This window comes from Pseudomonas sp. MS15a(2019) (assembly GCF_013277805.1).
GTDB classification, from domain to species: Bacteria; Pseudomonadota; Gammaproteobacteria; order Pseudomonadales; family Pseudomonadaceae; genus Chryseomonas; species Chryseomonas benzopyrenica.
Window position 1 is genome coordinate 483520 of record NZ_VBTN01000010.1, and the last position, 19866, is coordinate 503385.

Genomic DNA, 19866 nt, shown 5'->3' on the forward strand with positions numbered 1-19866 from the left:
GACCTCAGACCTGCCGGGCCGGCGTGGCGTCGACCAGATGGCCTTCGTCCAGGCGCAGCATCCGGTCCATCTGGCCAGCCAGCACCTGGTCGTGGGTCACCACCAGGAACGCCGTGCGCAGCGACGTGGACAGCTCCAGCATCAGGTCCTGGATCCCATGGGCGGTGTGCTGGTCGAGGTTGCCGGTGGGTTCGTCGAGCAGCACCAGCTTGGGCTGGTTGACCAGGGCCCGGGCGATGGCCACGCGCTGGCGCTCGCCACCGGACAGCTCGGCCGGCTTGTGACCCAGGCGATGGCCGAGGCCGACCCGTTCCAGCAGCTTGGCCGCGCGCTCACGGGCTTCGCCGATGGAGGCCTTGCCGATCAGCAAGGGCATGCAGACGTTTTCCAGGGCACTGAATTCGGGCAGCAGGTGGTGGAACTGGTAGACGAAGCCCATGGCGCGATTGCGCAAGAGGCCGCGGGCCTTCTCGTTCAGCGCCGACAGCTCCTCGCCGTCTAGCCAGACACTGCCGCTGCTGGGGGTATCGAGGCCGCCGAGCAGGTTGAGCAGGGTGGTCTTGCCCGACCCGGAGCTGCCGACGATGGACACCCGCTCGCCCGGTTGCAGGGTCAGCTGGACGTTGCTCAGCACCTCGACGGTCTGGGGGCCTTCCTCGTAGCGCTTGCCCAGGTCCTGGCAACGCAAAACGGCTCGATCATTCATAACGCAGGGCCTCGGCGGGTTGGGTACGGGCGGCGCTCCAGGAGGGATAGAGCGTGGCCAGGAAGCTCAGGGCGAAGGACGCGCCGCAGACCAGCAGAACGTCGTGCAACTGCAGCTGCGCCGGCAGGTAGTCGATGAAATACACCTCGGCGTTGAGGAACTGGTGCCCGGTGACCCGCTGCACCCAGGCCAGCGCGGCGCTGACGTTGAGCGCGGCGAGCACGCCCAGCAGGCAGCCGATGGCGGTGCCGATGACGCCGATGAAGGTCCCCTGGACCATGAACACCGCCATGATCTGCCGGGGCGTGGCGCCCAGGGTGCGCAGGATGGCGATGTCGGACTTCTTGTCGGTCACCACCATTACCAGGGTGGAGACGATGTTGAAGGCGGCCACGGCGACGATCAGCAGCAGCAGCAGGCCGATCATGGTCTTTTCCATGCCGATGGCCTGATAGAGATTGCCATGGGTGCGGGTCCAGTCGCGGGCGTACCAGTCGTTGCCGGGCAGCTGGCGGGCGATGTTCCAGGACACGTCCGGCGCCTGGAACAGGTCGTGCAGCTTGAGGCGCACACCCTGCACCGCGTTCGCCGGCCAGCGCTGCAGGCGCGCGGCGTCTTCGATGTCGATCAGGCCCACCGAGCCGTCCAGTTCGCCGGCGCCGACGCTGAAGATGCCCACCACGGTGAATCTCTTCATGCGCGGAAACATACCGGCGGGGGTCACGGCCACTTCCGGAGCGATATAGGTGAGCTTGTCACCGACCTTGACGCCCAGTTTTTCGGCGGCCAGGGAGCCGATGATGATGCCGAATTCGCCCGGCTTGAGGTCGTCGAGCCTCCCCTCGCGCATGAAGCTGGCGATGATCGAGACCTTGGATTCCTCGGCCGGGTCTATGGCGTTGAGCAGTACCGTCTGCACCGCCTTGTCGTGGGCCAGCATGCCCTGCAACTGGGTGAAGGGCGCCACCGCGGCCACCTGGCTGTTCTGCAGGGCCAACTCGCGCACGCTGCGCCAGTCGGTGACCGGCTGGTAGGACTCCACCGTCGCATGAGGAATCATGCCGAGGACGCGATCGCGCATCTCGCGGTCGAAGCCGTTCATGACCGACAGCACCACGATCATGACGACCACGCCAAGGGCCAGGCCGATCATGGAGGTGAGCGAGATGAAGGAGACGAAATGGTTGCGGCGCTTGGCGCGGACGTAACGCAGGCCAAGGTAGATCGGCAGGGGTCTGAACATAGGCTCGCTTGCACGGCGGAAAGACGTAAGCGCCCTGCGGGTTGGACGGCGACACCGTGCCGGCTCGCCGGCTACACTCGGGGCCATCACCCACGGAGCGGCCCGACATGACCACCCCAGACGCGCGTGAACGGCGGGAATACTATCGCATCACCGACCGTATCGCACTGCAAATCAGCCCTGCCGACGGGGTCCCCGGCGAGACCGCGCCGCTGTTCGCACTCCTGAGCGAACTGCATCAGCTGGAATTCGAATCCCGTCACCTGCTGCGCAATCTGGACGAGCGCGATCGCGCCGTCACCGCCTGCCTGCGCCTGGTGCACAAGCGCCTCGACCTGCTTGGCCAGGCCTTTACCTGGAATCTCTTGCATGACAGCGGCGCCACCCGCGACGTGGTGCTCTCCGAAGGGGGCCTGGCCTTCGTCGATGCCGAGCCCTATGCCCTGGGCACCCGACTCGACCTGCGCATGGCGCTGCCACCCCAGGGCCTCGGCCTGCAGGTGCTGGCCGAGGTGACCGGTTGCCAGGCCGTCAGTGGCGGTTACGAGATCGGCACCAGCTTCATCGATCTGGAAGACGCCCAGCGTCAGCTGCTGGCGCGCCATGTCCTGCGCCAGCAGGCCCGGGTGCGCCGCGCCGACCGCGGAGAGGAGGCGTGAAACGTCCCTGGCTGGCCGCCTTGCTGCTCGGTATCGCCCTCCCCGGCTGGGCCGAGACCCTGCAGATCCCGCTGGGCCAGCAGGGCCAGGCCGGCACGCCGCTGCCCCAGCGCGGCGACAGCCGCGGCCAGGTGCTGGAACGCTTCGGCCTGCCCGACCAGGAGCATCCTCCGGTCGGCCGCCCGCCCATTCGCCGCTGGGACTATCGCGATTTCAGCGTCTATTTCGAAAACGATCGGGTGCTGGACGCGGTCCGTGAACCGCGGCGCCCCGCCCCTTCACCCTAGCGTCTAGGAGCCTTCATGACCCTCATCTATGGACACCGCGGGGCCCGCGGCGAAGCCCCGGAAAATACTCTGGCCGGTTTCGAGCTGTGCCTGGAACTGGGCGTCAGGCGCTGCGAGCTGGACCTGCACCTCTCCCGTGACGGCGAACTGGTGGTGATCCACGACCCGACCCTGAAACGCACCACCGGCCGGGGTGGCAAGGTCAGCGAAAAGGCCGTCGCCGATCTGGTCGCCCTGGATGCCCGCCAGGGTGGCCCGGTCTGGCCACGTCCCAGCCCCATCCCGACCCTGCGCGAGCTGTTCGAGAAGTGCCCCTTCGAACACTGGCAGCTGGAAGTGAAGAGCGCCTCGCGGGTGCGGGCGGCGCAGACCGTGAAGGCCATCGCCCAGCTGGTCGAGGAATTCGGCCTGCAGGAGAAGATCACCGTGACCAGTGCCTCGCGTGAGGTCCTGGGCGCCCTGCAGCGCGATACCCCCCATCTGGCCCGTGGCCTGGTGGCGGAATACGCCTGGCTGGATCCGCTCAAGGTGGCCGCCCACTACGATTGCCACCTGCTGGCGCTGAACTGGACGCTGTGCACCCCGGAACGCCTGCTCAAGGCCCAGCGGCAGGGACTGCACGTCTCGGTCTGGACGGTGAACGACGCCAGCCTGATGCGCCGTCTGGCCGACTTTGGCGCGGACAGCCTGATCACGGATTTTCCGAGTCTGGCGCGGCGGACGTTGGGGTAGGCGCTGGCGCGGGACGAAGCCCGGGACGTGTTGGGCTTCGCTGCGCTCAACCCAACCTACGAGTACGCCGTGTAATGTCGTAGGTTGGGTTGAGACGGCTCCATCGTCGAAGCCCAACAGCTCGGGTTGAACATAGGCATCGTTGGGCTTCGCTGCGCTCAACCCAACCTACGGTTGAGCACAGCGAAACCCCGACTCAGAACAACCGATTCAAGCCATCGAAGGCCGCTACCCGATAGGCCTCGGCCATGGTCGGGTAGTTGAAGGTGGTGTTGACGAAATAGCGGATGCTGTTCGCCTCGCCTTCCTGGTTCATGATCGCCTGGCCAATGTGCAGGATCTCCGAGGCCTGGTCGCCGAAGCAGTGCACGCCAAGCACCTGCAGGGTCTCGCGGTGGAAGAGGATCTTCAGCATGCCCACTGGTTCGCCGGAGATCTGCGCCCGCGCCATACTCTTGAAGAAGGCCTTGCCGACCTCGTAGGGCACCCGCTCCTGGGTCAGCTCACGCTCGGTCTTGCCCAGCGAACTGATCTCGGGAATGGTGTAGATGCCGGTGGGGATGTCGTTGACCACCCGCCCATTGTTGTCGTGCAGGATATTGTCCGAGGCCGAACGCCCCTGGTCGTAGGCGGCACTGGCCAGGCTCGGCCAGCCGATGACGTCGCCCGCCGCATAGATGTTGGCAACCGAAGTCCGGTAATTCTCGTCCACGGTGACCTGGCCACGACTGTTCACCGAGATGCCCACGTTCTGCAGCCCGAGCTGGTCGGTGTTGCCGGTCCGCCCGTTACACCACAGCAAGGCATCGGCGCGCAGCTTCTTGCCGGACTTCAGGTGCAGGATGACGCCGTTTTCCTGGCCTTCGATGCGCTCGTATTCCTCGTTGTGACGAATGAGCACATTGTTGTTCTGCAGGTGATAGCTCAGGGCGTCGGAGATTTCGTCGTCGAGGAAGCTGAGCAGCTGGTCGCGGTTGTCGATCAGGTCGACCAGTACGCCGAGGCCGCTGAAGATGGAGGCGTATTCGCTGCCGATCACCCCGGCGCCGTAGATGATCAGCCGGCGCGGCGTGTGGGTCAGCGACAGGATGGTGTCGCTGTCGTAGATGCGCGGATGGCTGAAGTCCACGTCCACCGGGCGATAGGGCCGCGAGCCGGTGGCGATGACGACCTGCTTGGCCACCAGGCGCTCCAGATCGCCACGCAGGTTGACGATCTCGATGGTGTTCTCGTCGGCGAAGCTGGCGGTGCCGAAGAACAGGTCGACCCGGTTGCGCGCGTAGTAGCCGGTACGGGATGACACCTGACGGGCGATCACCCGCTCGGCGCTGCGCAGGACATCGGGAAAGGAGAACCAGCGTGGCTCGCCGATGGAGCGGAACATCTCGTTGGTGTTGAACTGGATGATCTGCTTGACCGAATGGCGCAGCGCCTTGGAGGGAATGGTACCGAGATGGGTGCAGTTGCCGCCGACCACCTGGCGATTGTCCACCACCGCCACGCGGCGGCCATTCTTGGCGGCGTTCATCGCCGCGCCCTCGCCTGCCGGTCCCGAACCCAGTACCACCACGTCGTAGCTATAGACCGCCATGCTTTCTCCTCAGAAGGTTAGCCGTCCGCAGGCGACGGCTGGAGCCGGACCGCCTCGCGAGAGGCCAGATCCGGCGCGAGATCGCCCCAGGGGGCTGCGACCTCTTGTCACGGGTCGCTATTGTGGCGCAAAACCCGACCAAAACGAAAACGGGAGCCGCCTGGGCTCCCGTTTTTTCTTGCAAGTCAGCCTTGCCTAGGACGCAAGACTCAGGCCGGGAAGGCCGGCGGATTGACCCCCGCCATCTCTTCCAGCACCCGCACGACCTGACAGCTGTAGCCGAACTCGTTGTCGTACCAGACGTAGAGCACGACGCGGTTGTCGCTGACGATGGTGGCACCGGCGTCGACCACGCCCGCATGGCGGGAGCCGACGAAGTCGCTGGAGACTACTTCCGGCGAGTTCACGAAGTCGATCTGCTTGTGCAGCGGCGAGTGCAGCGCCATTTCACGCAGGTACTCGTTGATCTCGTCCTTGCTGGTGCCGTTCTCCAGGTTCAGGTTGAGGATCGCCATGGAGACGTTGGGCGTCGGCACGCGGATGGCGTTGCCGGTCAGCTTGCCAGCCAGTTCCGGCAGCGCCTTGGCCACGGCCTTGGCGGCGCCGGTCTCGGTGATGACCATGTTCAGCGCGGCGCTGCGGCCACGGCGATCGCCCTTGTGGAAGTTGTCGATCAGGTTCTGGTCGTTGGTGTACGAATGCACGGTCTCGACGTGACCGTTGACGATGCCGTACTTGTCGTTGACCGCTTTCAGGATCGGCACGATGGCGTTGGTGGTGCAGGACGCCGCGGTAACGATGGTGTCTTCGGCGGTGATGGTGTCATGGTTGATGCCATGCACGATGTTCTTCAGGCTGCCCTTGCCCGGTGCGGTCAGCACCACGCGGGAGACGCCCTTGCACTTGAGGTGCTGGCCCAGGCCTTCGGCATCGCGCCATCTGCCGGTGTTGTCGACCACGATGGCATCCTGGATGCCGTACGCGGTGTAGTCGACGGTGGTGGGATCGTTGGAGTAGATCACCTTGATCAGGGTGCCGTTGGCGCACAGGGTGCTGTTGGCTTCGTCGACGGTGATGGTGCCGTCGAAGGAACCGTGCACGGAGTCGCGACGCAGCAGGCTGGCACGCTTGACCAGGTCGTTGTCGGCGCCCTTGCGCACGACGATGGCGCGCAGGCGCAGGCCGTCGCCGCTACCCTGGTGCTCGATGAGGATGCGCGCCAGCAGGCGGCCGATGCGACCGAAGCCGTAGAGTACGACGTCCTTGCCCTTGCGCTGCTCGACGCCCTGCTTGCCGACCACGGCGGACAGCTCGCTGCGCAGGAAGTCCTTAAGGTCGCGACCGGCACCCTCGGCCTTGAACTTCAGGCTCAGGCGGGCCAGGTCGATGGAGGCGGCGCCCAGTTCCAGCTCGCTCAGGGCCTTCACCAGCGGGTAGGTGTCCTGCACGGACAACTCGACGTTGTCGATCTGGCGGGCGAACCGGTGGGCCTTGAGAATGGAGATCACCGAACGGTTGACCAAACCGCGACCGTAAATCGAGGTCACAACATTGTTGTTACGGTACAGCTGACCAATCAGGGGAATCATGGCCTCGGCGAGCGCTTCGCGATCGATCCATTCTTCAAGGCACTGCTCAGGCTTCTGACTCACGACAAATCCTTCCCTATGTAGGAGCTGAAAAAAGGAACTACATTATGACCGCGCTGCCTGTCCCAGGCAATCGACGCGCGTCGCTGCACTGACAGCGCGAAAGCCCGGTCGTTACAATCCCAACCCTCCCAAAATCCACCGGAGTTCCGCCCGCGTGTCAGTTTTGCGTACCCCGTCAATTCCTGAAACCGCCGGCCGCCAGCAGTGGGGCAATCTGCCCGGCGCCGCGCTAGCCCTCGCCATCGCTGAAGCCGCCAAGGCCGCGACCCGCCGCTTCACCCTGCTGATCACCCAGGACAGCCAGACCGCTGATCGCCTGGAGCAGGAACTGCGCTTCTTCGCCCCCGAATTGCCGGTGCTGAATTTCCCCGATTGGGAGACGCTGCCCTACGATGTCTTCTCGCCACACCAAGACATCATCTCCCAGCGCGTCGCCACCCTTTATCGGCTACCGGAGCTTTCCCACGGTATTTTGGTAGTCCCTCTGGCGACCGCCCTACACCGCCTGGCACCCACGCGCTTCCTGCTCGGCAGCAGCCTGGTGCTGGACGTCGGCCAGCGGCTGGACGTGGAAGCCACCCGCGCGCGCCTGGAAGCAGCCGGCTATAGATATGTGGATACGGTGTACGAACATGGCGAGTTCGCCGTGCGCGGCGCCCTGATCGATCTCTTTCCCATGGGCAGCAACCTGCCCTACCGGATCGACTTGTTCGACGACGAGATCGAGACGCTGCGCACCTTCGATCCGGAGACGCAGCGTTCCATCGACAAGGTCGACAGTATCCGCCTGTTGCCGGCGCGGGAATTCCCACTGCATAAGGAAGCCGTGACCGGCTTTCGCGCGCGATTCCGCGAGCGCTTCGACGTCGACTATCGCCGCTGCCCCATCTATCAGGATCTCGCCAGCGGCATCACCCCGGCGGGCATCGAGTACTACCTGCCGCTGTTCTTCGACGAGACCTCGACGCTCTTCGACTATCTGCCGGCCAACACCCAGGTGTTTTCCCTGCCGGGCATCGAACAGGCCGCCGAGCAATTCTGGACCGACGTCCGCAATCGCTACGAAGACCGCCGAGTCGATCCGGAGCGACCCTTGCTGCCGCCGGCCGATGTCTTCCTGCCGGTGGAAGACTGTTTCGCCCGGCTGAAGGCCTGGCCGCGGGTGGTCATCGGTGCGGACGATCTGGAATCCGGTGTGGGCCGCGAACGTTTTACCGCGCGGGCGTTGCCTGATCTGGCCATCGACGCCAAGGCCAGCCAGCCGCTGGCGGCACTGGAGCACTTCATCACCGATTTCCCCGGTCGCGTGCTGTTCACCGCGGAAAGCGCCGGTCGCCGCGAGGTGCTGCTGGAATTGCTGGCGCGGCTGAATCTGCGCCCTGGCCAAGTCGAAGGCTGGGCAGCCTTCCAAGCCAGTGCCGAGCGCATCGCCATCGCCCTGGCGCCGCTGGACGAAGGCCTGGTGCTGGATGACGCCGGTGTCGCCCTGATTCCGGAGAATCCGCTGTTCGGCCAGCGCATCATGCAGCGCCGCCGTCGCGAGAAGGGTCGTGACGCCGGCGAGAACGTCATCAAGAACCTCACCGAGCTGCGCGAAGGCGCGCCGGTGGTGCACATCGATCATGGCGTAGGCCGCTACATGGGCCTGATCACCCTGGAGCTGGACGACCAGCCCCAGGAATTCCTGCTGCTCGAATACGCCGACGACGCCAAGCTCTATGTGCCGGTGGCCAACCTGCACCTGATCGCCCGCTACTCGGGCACCGACGACGCTCTGGCGCCGCTGCACAAGCTGGGCTCCGAAACCTGGCAGAAGGCCAAGCGCAAGGCCGCCGAACAGGTACGGGACGTCGCCGCCGAGCTGCTCGACATCTATGCCCGCCGCGCCGCGCGCAAGGGCTATGCCTTCAAGGATCCGGCGGCGGACTACGCCACCTTCTCCGCCGGCTTCCCCTTCGAGGAGACGCCGGACCAGCAGGCCGCCATCGAGGCCGTGCACAAGGACATGCTGGCGGGCACGCCCATGGATCGCCTGGTCTGCGGCGACGTGGGCTTCGGCAAGACCGAGGTGGCCATGCGCGCGGCCTTCATCGCCGTGCACGGTGGACGCCAGGTGGCGGTGCTGGTCCCCACCACCCTGCTCGCCCAGCAGCACTACAACAGCTTCCGCGACCGCTTCGCCGACTGGCCGGTACGCGTCGAGGTGATGAGCCGCTTCAAATCGGCCCAGGAGGTCGCCGCCACCGCGCGCGAGCTGGCTGATGGCAAGATCGACATCATCATCGGCACCCACAAGCTGCTGCAGGGCGATGTAAAGTTCAAGGACCTCGGCCTGGCCATCATCGATGAGGAACACCGCTTCGGGGTACGCCAGAAGGAACAGCTCAAGTCGCTGCGCAGCGAGGTGGACATCCTCACCCTCACCGCCACACCGATTCCCCGCACCCTGAACATGGCCGTGGCCGGCATGCGCGACCTGTCCATCATCGCCACCCCGCCCGCACGGCGCCTCTCGGTGCGCACCTTCGTCATGGAGGAGCAGAACGCGGTGATCAAGGAAGCCCTGCTGCGCGAGCTGTTGCGCGGCGGCCAGGTGTACTTCCTGCACAACGAGGTCAAGACCATCGAGAAGCGGGCCCGCGAACTGGCCGAATTGGTGCCCGAGGCCCGGGTCGGCATCGGCCACGGGCAGATGCGTGAACGCGATCTCGAACAGGTGATGAGCGATTTCTACCACAAGAGATTCAACGTGCTGGTGGCCTCGACCATCATCGAGACCGGTATCGACGTCCCCAACGCCAACACCATCATCATCGAACGCGCCGACAAGTTCGGCCTGGCCCAGCTGCATCAGCTACGCGGCCGGGTCGGTCGTAGCCACCACCAGGCCTATGCCTACCTGCTCACCCCACCGCGCAAGGGCATGACCCCGGACGCCGAAAAGCGCCTGGAAGCCATCGCGGGGGCCCAGGACCTGGGGGCCGGTTTCATCCTGGCGACCCACGACCTGGAGATCCGCGGTGCCGGCGAATTGCTCGGCGAAGGCCAGAGCGGGCAGATCCAGGCGGTAGGCTTCACCCTCTACATGGAAATGCTGGAGCGCGCGGTCAAGGCCATCCGCAAGGGCGAGCAACCCAACCTCGAAAAACCTCTGGGTGGCGGTCCGGACATCAACATGCGCGTCCCCGCGCTGATCCCGGAAGACTATCTGCCCGACGTCCATGCGCGGCTGATCCTTTACAAGCGTATCGCCTCGGCGGCGGACGAGGACGCCCTCAAGGAATTGCAGGTGGAGATGATCGACCGCTTCGGGCTCCTGCCGGAACCGACCAAGAACCTGGTACGCCTGACGCTGCTCAAGCTGCGTGCGGAGGGCCTGGGCATCGTCAAGGTGGATGCGGGACCCCAGGGCGGGCGGCTGGAATTCGCCGCCGATACCCAGGTGGATCCGCTGGTGCTGGTGAAGATGATCCAGGCGCAGCCGAAGAAGTATCGACTGGAAGGCGCGACCCTGTTCAAGTTCCAGGTGCCGATGGAGCGGGCGGAAGAACGCTTCAACGTCCTGGAAGCCCTCTTCGATCGCCTGACGCCCGCCGCCAGCTGAGCGAAGAGCCGCTCCCAGGTCATCCTGGGAGCGGCTCGGGTGCTATCAGCCCGTCAGCACCTCGGCCAGCACCTGCCGGACCTCGTCGATGCCGCTGGCGAGGACGGCTTCGATCTCAGCCATGGTGATTTCCCGCTGCACCTTGCCGGCGGCCGGATTCACCACCAGCGCCAGGCAGGCATAGGGCAGACCCAGTTCCCGGGCCAGGGCCGCTTCCGGCATCCCGGTCATGCCGACGATGTCGCAGCCGTCGCGCTCCAGGCGGACGATCTCCCCTGCAGTCTCCAACCGCGGCCCCTGGGTCGCGGCGTAGACGCCGTGGTCGCTGTGCGCCAGTTGCAGCGTGCGCAGTGCGCTCAGCAGCCGCTGACGCAAGGGCTCGTCGTAGGGAAAGCTGAAGTCGATGTGGGTGACCTGCTCCAGGTCCGCGCCTTCGAAGAAGGTATGGCCGCGCCCCCAGGTATAGTCCACCAGTTGATGGGGCACGCACAGATGGCCGCTGCCCATGGCCGCATGGATACCGCCCACGGCATTCACCGCGACGATGGCGTCGGCACCGGCCTCCTTGAGCGCCCAGAGGTTGGCGCGGTAGTTGACCTGATGCGGCGGAAGGCGATGGGGATGGCCATGGCGCGCCAGGAACAGCACCTCGCGGCCAGCATAGCGACCGCGCTGCACGGGTGCCGAAGGCTCTCCCCAGGGCGTTTCGAAGGTCTGGGCCTGGTCCAGCTCCAGGCCGGCGAGCGCGGTGAGGCCGGTGCCTCCGATGATAGCGTAGGTGGTCATGGATACGTCCTCTAGATGAGTTCAGCCTGGCGCAGCCGCTGCAGGGCAAGACTCCACTGCGGCTGCTGCCGATAATCGAGATCGACGTGGCGACGAGCCCTCATGCTGGCCAACCGTGGCGCGGGCGAAACGCCCAGCTGCTGTACCCGGGTCAGGGCCAGCTCGGCCGCCGCGCGATCGTTGCAGACCAGTCCCATGTCGCAACCAGCGCTGAGGGCCGCTTCGACGCGCTGACCGGCATCGCCGGCCACATGGGCACCGGCCATGGACAGGTCGTCGCTGAAGATCACCCCCTGGTAATCCAGTTCGCCGCGCAGGATGTCCTGCAGCCAGCGTCGGGAAAAGCCGGCCGGCTGGGGATCCACGGCAGGATAGATGACATGGGCGGGCATGACGCCACCCAGCGCTGGCAGCAGCGCCTGGAACGGGCGCAGGTCGGTGCGCAGCAGGGTGTCCAGATCGCGCTCGTCGGTGGGAATGGCATAGTGGGAATCGGCTTCGGCCCAGCCATGCCCGGGGAAATGCTTGCCCGTGGCGGCCATGCCGGCGTCACCCATGCCGGCGATGAAGGCACCGCCCAGCCTGATCACCTGCTCGGCAGCGCCGAAGGAGCGCAGGCCTATGACCTGACTGCGCCCATGGTCGACGTCCAGCACCGGAGCGAAGCTGAAGTCCAGCCCCACCGCCAGGATCTCGGTCGCCATGATCCAGCCACAGAGCCGGGCCAATTCCAGGCTGTCCGCGCGACCGCCCAGCTGCCCCATGGCCGGCAGCCGTACCACGTCGCGGCGCAGGCGCTGCACGCGACCGCCTTCCTGGTCCACGGCCAGCAACAGCTCCGGGCGCACCGCGCGGATCGCGCGGCACAGTTCGCGGACCTGCCCCGGGGTTTCGATGTTGCGGGCGAACAGGATCAGTCCGCCCACCTCTGGCTGGCGCAGCAGCTGACGATCCTCGGCGGTGAGCCAGGTGCCAGCGATATCGACCATCAGGGAGCCTTGCATGGGTACCTCGTCCGAATGCTCCGGCGCATGGCGCCGTGAAAGGGACGCAAGCTTACCCCAGCCACCCTCGATGCCGCAGCCTAGTAGGTCTCGGCCGTCTCCACCGCGACTGGCCGCCGCGGCCGATACTGGGCCTGGGCCAGCTCCGGTGCATGCATCGCCGTCGGCGCCCGCATGCCGGTGGCGAGGAAGGGGACCATCAGCCGCAGCACCTGGTCGGTGTGGGTATCGACGCCGAAATCGTTCTCGCCGATCGCCCGCAGTGCCTTGATGCCGGACATGCTGAACACCGCCGCGCCCAGCATGAAGTGGGCGCGCCAGAACAGCTCCAGGGGCGGAATCTCGGGCACGGCGCGGTTCACCAGCAGCAGGAAGCGGCGGAAGGCACGCCCATAGGTCTGTTCCAGGTATTTGCGCAGGTGGCCTTGGCTCTGGCTGAACGCCAGACCCAGCAGACGCATGAACACCGAGAGGTCATTGCCATGCCGTGGCTTGATGGCCAGGGAGTGGTCCACCAGCAGATTCAGCAGCGCCTCCAGGCTCACCTCTTCCCCGTTCTTCGGCTGCCACTGATCCAGATCCCGCTCCAGGTTGAAGCAGAAGGGATCGAGAAAGCGCGAGAACACCGCCTGGATCAGGGCCTTCTTGGAGCCGAAGTGATAGTTGACGGCCGCCAGATTGACCCCGGCGCGGGTGGTGATGAGTCGCAGCGAGGTTTCGGCAAAGCCGCGCTCGGCGAACAGTTGCTCGGCCGCATCCAGAATGCGCTCCACGGTATCCGACTGCGCCATGACCTTCCTCGATAGATGAATTTCCGTTTGAAACATATGTTTCAAACGCTATCCAAGTCAATCGCAGTTCGGGCGGTGAGCCTGACCTGAAAGCGCTGGAGCACTCGTCCTTCCGCTGTTTGCGGGCTATTTGCCACCAATCCGGCCTGTCGTCCGAAGCCGGGCCAGGTGCCCTTGCCTACCACCTGGAGTTACTGTATATAATCACAGCATCATTAGACGACGCGACGTGCATCATGCTGAAACTGACACCGCGACAAGCCGAGATCCTGGCCTTCATCAAGCGTTGCCTCGAAGCCAATGGCTTTCCGCCTACCCGCGCGGAGATCGCGCAGGAGCTTGGTTTCAAATCGCCGAATGCGGCCGAGGAGCACCTCAAGGCCCTGGCCCGCAAGGGCGCCATCGAGATGACGCCGGGCGCCTCTCGTGGCATCCGCATCCCGGGGCTGGATACCACGCGCAAGGCCGACGAGAGCCTGCCAGTCATCGGTCGGGTCGCCGCGGGCGCCCCCATCCTGGCCGAGCAGAACGTCGAGGAAAACTGCGCCATCAACCCGGCCTTCTTCCAGCCCCGTGCCGACTACCTGCTCAAGGTCAAGGGCATGAGCATGAGAGACGTCGGCATCCTCGATGGCGACCTCTTGGCCGTCCATGTGACCCGTGAGGTGCACAATGGCCAGATCGTCGTGGCCCGGGTGGGCGACGAAGTCACCGTGAAGAGATTCAAGCGCTCGGGCAACCAGGTAACCCTGCTGGCGGAAAATCCCGAGTTCGCCCCTATCGAAGTCGATCTTTCCACCCAGGAATTCGCCATCGAAGGGTTAAGCGTTGGCGTCATCCGCCGCTAACGTCTAGGGCTGGCCTGCGGGCCAGCCTCTTGTCACCGCTATTTGCCTTACGCCGAAGTCTTGATCGGGGGTATCGGTTCGCGCTCCGAAAAAGCGCTCAAGACCAGGCTGAGCACAGTGACGTCATGTATCCGTGGTACATGACCTCAAGTGGATTTGATCGAGTCGCCTCCAGGAGGTCGCCATGCAATTTCCCCTGATGTTCGATGCCCCGCGTTCGTTGGTTCAAGAGCTGGACCTGGCACCTGAGCTCCTGCTGCAGGAGCTGACCGCCTTTCTGCCCAAGGCCGGCAAGCCGGCCCGGGAGCTGCCGGCCGCCCCGCTGCCGGACACCTTCAGCGAGATGTCCCTGCACGGTAGCCAGGAACAATGCCTGCAGTTGCTGGCGCCCATCCTGCGCCAGCTGAGCGACAAAGACGATGCTCGCTGGCTGACCCTGGTCACGCCGCCGTCGCTGCTCAGCAACGCCTGGTTGCGCAGTACCCATCTGAATCCGGAACGGGTGCTCCTGCTGCAGACGCCGAGCGCGGCCAAGACGCTGCAACTGGCCTGCGAGGTGCTGCGCAAGGGGCAGAGTCATACGGTGATCAGCTGGCTGCACGACCTCAGCGATGCGGGCAAGCAGCAACTGGCACGCGCCGCGGCCCAGGGCAATAGCCAGAGTCTGAACGTCAGATTCGCCTAGGCAGCGGGCAGGAAGGGATGTAGCGGCGGCATTTCCGCACGGAATGCCGGATCAGGCGGAGAGTCAGTGCAGGACGCGGGGTTGATCGTCACGCTGAAGGCTGTCGCCTTCGGCCAAGCGACCCGCCATCTGCACGCCCAGGTTGAACATGGCCTTGGCCACCTCTATCTGCTGTCCATGCAGGAAATCCTTGGCATCGCTGGAAAACTCAAGGGTCACGAGGGCTTCCTCGTCGTCCGCACGGCGCAACACGATGCGACCATCGGAGAGTTCAACGATTTCCAGGTAGGCAGTAGTCATTCAGTATCTCCACAGCTAAGCGGATAGTGTAACAGCGTGGGGTCTGGGAGGCTGACTTGCCTGAGCCTTTTTCGACGGTCTGCAAGGCCATCGTCCTGACGGCCTCTGCGGCATGCTAGCTGGACGGCTCCTACCACTCGGTCATGGCACCGCGGAATCTGAGCGCCGTCTGCTTGAGACTTTCGCGCCAGGCTTCCACTTCTTCAAGACCCAGTTCCGGCTCGGCCGGTTCCAGGCTGACCGCTTCGATGAGGGCCAAGGTCGGGTCCTGCTTGGGCCGCCGCGGCGCCTGGGGCGGTTGCAGCAGCCGCTGGTATTCGGCGATCAACTGCGCCAGCCAAGTCTCCGAATTGCCAGCCAGCTCCACCAGTTCACCCATTTCCGGACTGGGCGCCTCGTTCAAGGCGTCGGGTGAGAGCAGGACGGCGAGCGACGTGGCTTCCATGGTGGGATGACGGTAGAAGCCTGCCACCTCCTGACAGAGCCCCAGCAGGGCGCCATGCAGGTGAAACAGGCAGGCCTCGCGCTCGGCCATGATGCGGCCCTGGCTTTGTGCGGAGGGTGCCGCCTGAGCCGAGCGCCAGCTGTCCAGCGCCAGACCGGCGAAATAGAGCTTCTGGTTGGTGCGGGTGTAACGCTCGTTGGCCATGCCCTTCTCCTCAGGCCGGCTCACGCCGACCACCTGTCTCGCGCCGGAGCCAAAGGCCCTAGCGCTTCTCTTCCACCTGCCACTTCTTGCCGTCGTAGAAGGCCTTCCAGCCGGTGGGCTTGCCCTCGACCTCGGTCTGCACGTACTGCTCCTTGGTCTTGCGGCTGAAGCGGATCACCGCCGGGCGGCCTTCGGCGTCCTTCACCGGGGCACTCAGCAGATAATGGTACTTGGGATCGATCTCGTCGCGATGGGGCAGCAGTTCACTGACCAACGGCGCACGGGTCTCGCGATTCTTCGGGAAGCCACTGGCGGCCAGGAACAAGCCCGACGCCCCGTCGCGCAACACATAGGTGTCGTCGACCTTTTCGCAGCGCAGCTCAGGCATGGGCACGGCATCCATCTTCGGCGGAGCCGGCTCGCCGTTCTTGAGCAACTTGCGAGTGTTCTTGCAGGCCGGATTGGTACAGCCGAAGAATTTGCCGAAACGGCCGGTCTTGAGCTGCATCTCGCTGCCGCACTTGTCGCATTCCAGCGACGGGCCTTCGTAGCCCTTGATGCGATAGCTGCCCTCTTCGATCTCGTAGCCCGGGCAGTCCGGATTGTTGCCGCAGACGTGCAACTTGCGGTGCTCGTCGATCAGATAGGCGTCCATCGCGGTGCTGCAGATGGGGCAACGATGCTTGCCGCGCAGAACCAGGGATTCGGACTCGCCCTCGTCGTCTTCGGCGATCTCGTCGCCCGGCACCAGGTTGATGGTGGCCTTGCAGCGTTCCTTGGGCGGCAGGGCATAGCCCGAGCAGCCGAGGAAGACCCCGGTGGAGGCGGTCCGGATCATCATCGGCCGGCCGCAGAGCTGGCAGGGAATGTCGGTCAGGGTAGGCTGATTGGCCCTCATGCCCTTCTCGCCCGCTTCGGCGTTCTCCAGCTTCTGCTTGAAGTCGCCATAGAATTCGTCGAGCAGATTCTTCCAGTCCCGCTCGCCCTGGGCGACGTTGTCCAGGTTGCCTTCCATGTTGGCGGTGAAGCTGAAGTCCATCAGGTTGGCAAAACTTTCGTTGAGGCGATCGGTGACGATGTCGCCCATCTTCTCGGCATAGAAACGGCGGTTGTGCACCGTCACGTAGCCACGATCCTGGATGGTGGAGATGATGGCGGCATAGGTGGACGGCCGGCCGATGCCGCGCTTCTCCAGCTCCTTGACCAGGCTGGCTTCGGAGAAGCGGGCCGGCGGCTTGGTGAAGTGCTGGCTCGGGTCGAGCTTGACCAGGCCGAGGTCCTCGCCCTGCTTCATCTCCGGCAGGACGTCGTCGTCACCCGGCTTGCTCTGCTGCGGCAGGACGCGGGTGTAACCATCGAACTTGAGGATGCGACCGCGGGCACGCAGCTCGAAGTCGCCCGCCGCGGCGGTCACCGTGGTGGACAGGTATTCGGCCGGCGGCATCTGGCAGGCCAGGAACTGGCGCCAGATCAGTTCGTACAGGCGCTCGGCGTCACGTTCCATGCCCGACAGGCTGTTGGGCTTGACGTTGACGTCGGACGGACGGATGGCCTCGTGCGCTTCCTGGGCGCCTTCGCGACTGCCGTAGACGTTGGCCTTTTCCGGCAGGTACTGCTTGCCAAATTCACTCTCGATGTAGCCACGGGCCATGGCGATGGCATCGCCCGACAGGTTAGTCGAGTCGGTACGCATGTAGGTGATGTAGCCGGCTTCATAGAGACGCTGGGCCATCATCATGGTCTTCTTCACCCCGAAGCCCAGGCGATTGCTCGCCGCCTGCTGCAGGGTGGAGGTGATGAAGGGTGCGGAGGGCCTGCTGCTGGTCGGCTTGTCTTCGCGCTTGGCGATGCGATAGGCGGCCTTTTCCAGCTTGGTCAGCGCGGCCTTGGCCTGGGCTTCGTTCAGCGGCTTGAAGGCTTCGCCCTTCTCGCGCACCACTTCGAAACGCACCTGGGCCTTCTTCGGCGTGGCCAGGTCCGCATGGATCTCCCAGTATTCCTCGGGGACGAAAGCGCGGATCTCGCGCTCGCGCTCCACCACCAGCTTGACCGCTACCGACTGAACTCGACCAGCGGACAGGCCACGGGCGATCTTCGACCACAGCAGCGGCGAGACCATGTAGCCGACCACGCGGTCAAGAAAACGCCGCGCCTGCTGGGCGTTGACACGATTGATGTCCAGTTCGCCGGGCTGGGAGAAGGCCTCCTGGATGGCCTTCTTGGTGATCTCGTTGAACACCACGCGCTTGTAGCGCGAGTCGTCGCCGCCGATGGCTTCCCGCAGGTGCCAGGCGATGGCCTCCCCTTCGCGGTCCAAGTCGGTCGCGAGATAGACGGTGTCGGCGTCCTTGGCCAAGCGGCGCAGCTCCTCGATCACCTTTTCCTTGCCGGGCAGGATCTCGTAGTGCGCCTTCCAGCCGTGCTCGGGATCGACACCCATGCGGGCGAACAGCTGACGCCGGGCCTTTTCCTTGGGTGACAGCGCAGGCGCCTCGGCGGCGGTCTTGCGCGTCTTGGCGGCGGGCTCCTTGGCGGTGCCGGCGCCGCTGGTGGGAAGGTCGCGGATGTGGCCGATGCTCGACTTCACCACGTACTGGTTACCCAGATACTTGTTGATGGTCTTGGCCTTGGCCGGGGATTCCACGATGACCAGCGATTTACCCATGGGAGAGTCAGATTCCTGCTTGAAAGCGATGAGCGAGCGAAAGGCGAGCGCCAGTACGGCGGATGGAGGACCAGAACGACTTCAGCCTGGTGCGCCGGGGGCGGTCGGCCAACGCGGCACCGCTATATATAGTGGCGATGTCGGCAAGGTCAAGGCTGCGGCGTGGCATCCAGACCCAAGGGATCGGCTTCGACGCTGATCAGCGCGAAGCGCGGCACCTGCTCGCCATCGACCTGGACGCTCTCGCGAAACATGCTCAAGGGGCGGGCCCAGAGACCATATTCGCCATACAACGCCTGATAGATGACCAGCTCTTCCTCGGTCTCCGAATGCCGGGCCAGACCCAGCACCCGATACTGCTGACCCTTGTAGTGCCGGTAGAGTCCCGTCTGCAATGCCATGTTCCACCTCGAAAAAAGAAAACCGGGGCAGCCCTGGGGGCGCCCCGGTCGGATGACGCACGCTGCGGCGGATCAGCGCAGGCGTTCGAACACCGTGGTGATGCCCTGGCCGAGACCGACGCACATGGTGGCCAGGCCGAAGGTGCCGTCATTCTGTTTCATGACATTTAACAGCGTGCCTGAAATTCTGGCGCCAGAGCAACCGAAGGGGTGACCCAGGGCGATGGCACCGCCGTGCAGGTTGACCTTTTCCTCCATCTTGTCGAGCACCTTGAGGTCCTTGAGCACCGGCAGGGCCTGGGCGGCGAAGGCTTCGTTGAGCTCGATGAAATCGATGTCGGCGATGGTCAGGCCGGCGCGCTTGAGCGCCTTCTGCGAGGCCGGGACCGGACCGTAGCCCATGATCGCCGGGTCGACGCCGGCCACCGCCATGGAGCGGATCTTGGCCAGCGGTTGCAGGCCCAGGTCCTGGGCGCGCTGGGCGGACATGACCAGCATGCAGGAGGCGCCATCAGTGATCTGCGAGGAGGTGCCGGCGGTCACGGTCCCGCCCTTCGGGTTGAAGGCCGGCTTCAGGGCCGCCAGTCCTTCGAGGGTGGTTTCCGGACGGATGGTCTCGTCCTGGCTGAAGACCTTGAGGAAGCCGTTCTCGTCGTGACCTTCCAGGGGAATGATCTCGTCCTTGAATTTGCCTTCCTGGGTGGCCTTCCAGGCCAGTTGATGAGAGCGGTAGCCGAACTGGTCCTGGGCTTCGCGGGTGATGCCGTGCATCTTGCCCAGCATCTCGGCGGTCAGGCCCATCATGCCGGAGGCTTTGGCGGCGTGCAGCGACAGCTGGGGATTCGGATCGACGCCGTGCATCATGCCGACGTGGCCCATGTGCTCCACCCCGCCGACGACGAAGACGTCGCCGTTGCCGGTCTGGATCGCCTGGGCGGCGGTGTGCAGGGCGCTCATGGAAGAACCGCACAGGCGGCTCACCGTCTGGGCGCCGCTGGTATGGGGGATGCGGGTCAGCAGCGAGGCCATGCGGGCGATGTTCCAGCCCTGTTCCAGGGTCTGGTTGACGCAGCCCCAGATCACGTCTTCCACCTCGGCCGGGTTGACCTGGGGGTTGCGGTCGAGGACCGCGTCGATCAGCCGCGCGGACAGGATCTCGGCGCGGGTGTTGCGGTGCATGCCGCCCTTGGAACGGCCCATGGGCGTGCGGGCGAAGTCGACGATGACGACGTCTCTCGGATTCAGACTCATTTCTTTACTCCA

The 19866-nt window shown here is 65.0% G+C and carries 18 protein-coding genes; 6 read left to right on the forward strand and 12 right to left on the reverse strand.

Annotated features, from left to right (window positions below):
* Positions 1-4: 4 nt before the first annotated feature.
* On the reverse strand, positions 5-706 hold the full coding sequence (gene lolD / locus FEZ61_RS16730) for a lipoprotein-releasing ABC transporter ATP-binding protein LolD (RefSeq protein WP_026083696.1): 702 nt from the start codon (positions 704-706) through the stop codon (positions 5-7).
* Positions 699-1949, reverse strand: coding sequence for a lipoprotein-releasing ABC transporter permease subunit (locus FEZ61_RS16735; RefSeq protein WP_173149563.1), 1251 nt, complete (start codon positions 1947-1949; stop codon positions 699-701). Before FEZ61_RS16735 ends, lolD begins: the two co-directional genes overlap by 8 nt.
* Positions 1950-2056: 107 nt before the next feature.
* Here FEZ61_RS16735 and FEZ61_RS16740 point away from each other — a divergent pair, with 107 nt between their 5' ends.
* The 3 genes from FEZ61_RS16740 to FEZ61_RS16750 are packed head-to-tail and all read left to right on the forward strand — an operon-like array spanning position 2057 to position 3627.
* On the forward strand, positions 2057-2608 hold the full coding sequence (locus FEZ61_RS16740) for a PilZ domain-containing protein (RefSeq protein WP_017639771.1): 552 nt from the start codon (positions 2057-2059) through the stop codon (positions 2606-2608).
* Positions 2605-2895 (forward strand): phosphodiesterase, encoded by a 291-nt coding sequence (locus tag FEZ61_RS16745; protein WP_173149565.1) that lies wholly within the window; start codon positions 2605-2607, stop codon positions 2893-2895. Before FEZ61_RS16740 ends, FEZ61_RS16745 begins: the two co-directional genes overlap by 4 nt.
* Before the next feature lie 15 nt (positions 2896-2910).
* The gene (locus tag FEZ61_RS16750) at positions 2911-3627 is read left to right on the forward strand and encodes a glycerophosphodiester phosphodiesterase (protein ID WP_173149567.1); all 717 of its coding nucleotides are present in this window, start codon (positions 2911-2913) and stop codon (positions 3625-3627) included.
* A 196-nt stretch (positions 3628-3823) separates the two neighbouring features.
* On the opposite strand, the gene sthA is transcribed toward FEZ61_RS16750, so the two are convergent.
* Positions 3824-5218 carry a Si-specific NAD(P)(+) transhydrogenase gene (gene sthA / locus FEZ61_RS16755; RefSeq protein ID WP_093255992.1) on the reverse strand — a complete coding sequence of 465 codons (1395 nt, stop codon included), beginning with the start codon at positions 5216-5218 and terminating at the stop codon, positions 3824-3826.
* Between the two features lie 209 nt (positions 5219-5427).
* Positions 5428-6870, reverse strand: a complete 1443-nt coding sequence (locus FEZ61_RS16760) for a glyceraldehyde-3-phosphate dehydrogenase (RefSeq protein ID WP_017639775.1) — start codon at positions 6868-6870, stop codon at positions 5428-5430.
* A 154-nt stretch (positions 6871-7024) separates the two neighbouring features.
* Between FEZ61_RS16760 and mfd the strand changes: the two genes are divergently transcribed.
* Positions 7025-10474, forward strand: a complete 3450-nt coding sequence (gene mfd, locus FEZ61_RS16765; protein ID WP_173149569.1) for a transcription-repair coupling factor — start codon at positions 7025-7027, stop codon at positions 10472-10474.
* A gap of 45 nt (positions 10475-10519) precedes the next feature.
* Here the strand turns inward: mfd and FEZ61_RS16770 are convergent, their stop codons facing one another.
* The 3 genes from FEZ61_RS16770 to FEZ61_RS16780 form a co-directional block, all read right to left on the reverse strand.
* A complete protein-coding gene (locus FEZ61_RS16770) occupies positions 10520-11260 on the reverse strand; it encodes an S-methyl-5'-thioinosine phosphorylase (protein WP_173149571.1) in 741 nt (246 codons plus the stop codon).
* A gap of 11 nt (positions 11261-11271) precedes the next feature.
* Complete coding sequence (gene nagZ, locus FEZ61_RS16775; RefSeq protein ID WP_017639778.1) at positions 11272-12264, reverse strand: beta-N-acetylhexosaminidase; 993 nt, start codon at positions 12262-12264, stop codon at positions 11272-11274.
* Between the two features lie 80 nt (positions 12265-12344).
* A complete protein-coding gene (locus FEZ61_RS16780) occupies positions 12345-13055 on the reverse strand; it encodes a TetR/AcrR family transcriptional regulator (RefSeq protein WP_017639779.1) in 711 nt (236 codons plus the stop codon).
* A 236-nt stretch (positions 13056-13291) separates the two neighbouring features.
* Here FEZ61_RS16780 and lexA point away from each other — a divergent pair, with 236 nt between their 5' ends.
* Both lexA and sulA read left to right on the forward strand, forming a co-directional pair.
* Positions 13292-13903, forward strand: a complete 612-nt coding sequence (gene lexA, locus FEZ61_RS16785) for a transcriptional repressor LexA (RefSeq protein WP_026083698.1) — start codon at positions 13292-13294, stop codon at positions 13901-13903.
* A gap of 184 nt (positions 13904-14087) precedes the next feature.
* A complete protein-coding gene (sulA, locus tag FEZ61_RS16790; RefSeq protein ID WP_017639780.1) occupies positions 14088-14588 on the forward strand; it encodes an SOS-induced cell division inhibitor SulA in 501 nt (166 codons plus the stop codon).
* A 63-nt stretch (positions 14589-14651) separates the two neighbouring features.
* On the opposite strand, the gene FEZ61_RS16795 is transcribed toward sulA, so the two are convergent.
* The 5 genes from FEZ61_RS16795 to fadA form a co-directional block, all read right to left on the reverse strand.
* The gene (locus FEZ61_RS16795) at positions 14652-14888 is read right to left on the reverse strand and encodes a hypothetical protein (protein WP_007162387.1); all 237 of its coding nucleotides are present in this window, start codon (positions 14886-14888) and stop codon (positions 14652-14654) included.
* A 130-nt stretch (positions 14889-15018) separates the two neighbouring features.
* Positions 15019-15537, reverse strand: a complete 519-nt coding sequence (locus tag FEZ61_RS16800; protein WP_017639781.1) for a DUF6586 family protein — start codon at positions 15535-15537, stop codon at positions 15019-15021.
* A 58-nt stretch (positions 15538-15595) separates the two neighbouring features.
* Positions 15596-18202 (reverse strand): type I DNA topoisomerase, encoded by a 2607-nt coding sequence (gene topA / locus FEZ61_RS16805; RefSeq protein ID WP_173149573.1) that lies wholly within the window; start codon positions 18200-18202, stop codon positions 15596-15598.
* Between the two features lie 149 nt (positions 18203-18351).
* Positions 18352-18603 carry a DUF1653 domain-containing protein gene (locus FEZ61_RS16810; protein ID WP_026083700.1) on the reverse strand — a complete coding sequence of 84 codons (252 nt, stop codon included), beginning with the start codon at positions 18601-18603 and terminating at the stop codon, positions 18352-18354.
* A gap of 72 nt (positions 18604-18675) precedes the next feature.
* Positions 18676-19854 carry an acetyl-CoA C-acyltransferase FadA gene (fadA, locus tag FEZ61_RS16815; RefSeq protein ID WP_173149575.1) on the reverse strand — a complete coding sequence of 393 codons (1179 nt, stop codon included), beginning with the start codon at positions 19852-19854 and terminating at the stop codon, positions 18676-18678.
* Between the last annotated feature and the right edge of the window lie 12 nt (positions 19855-19866).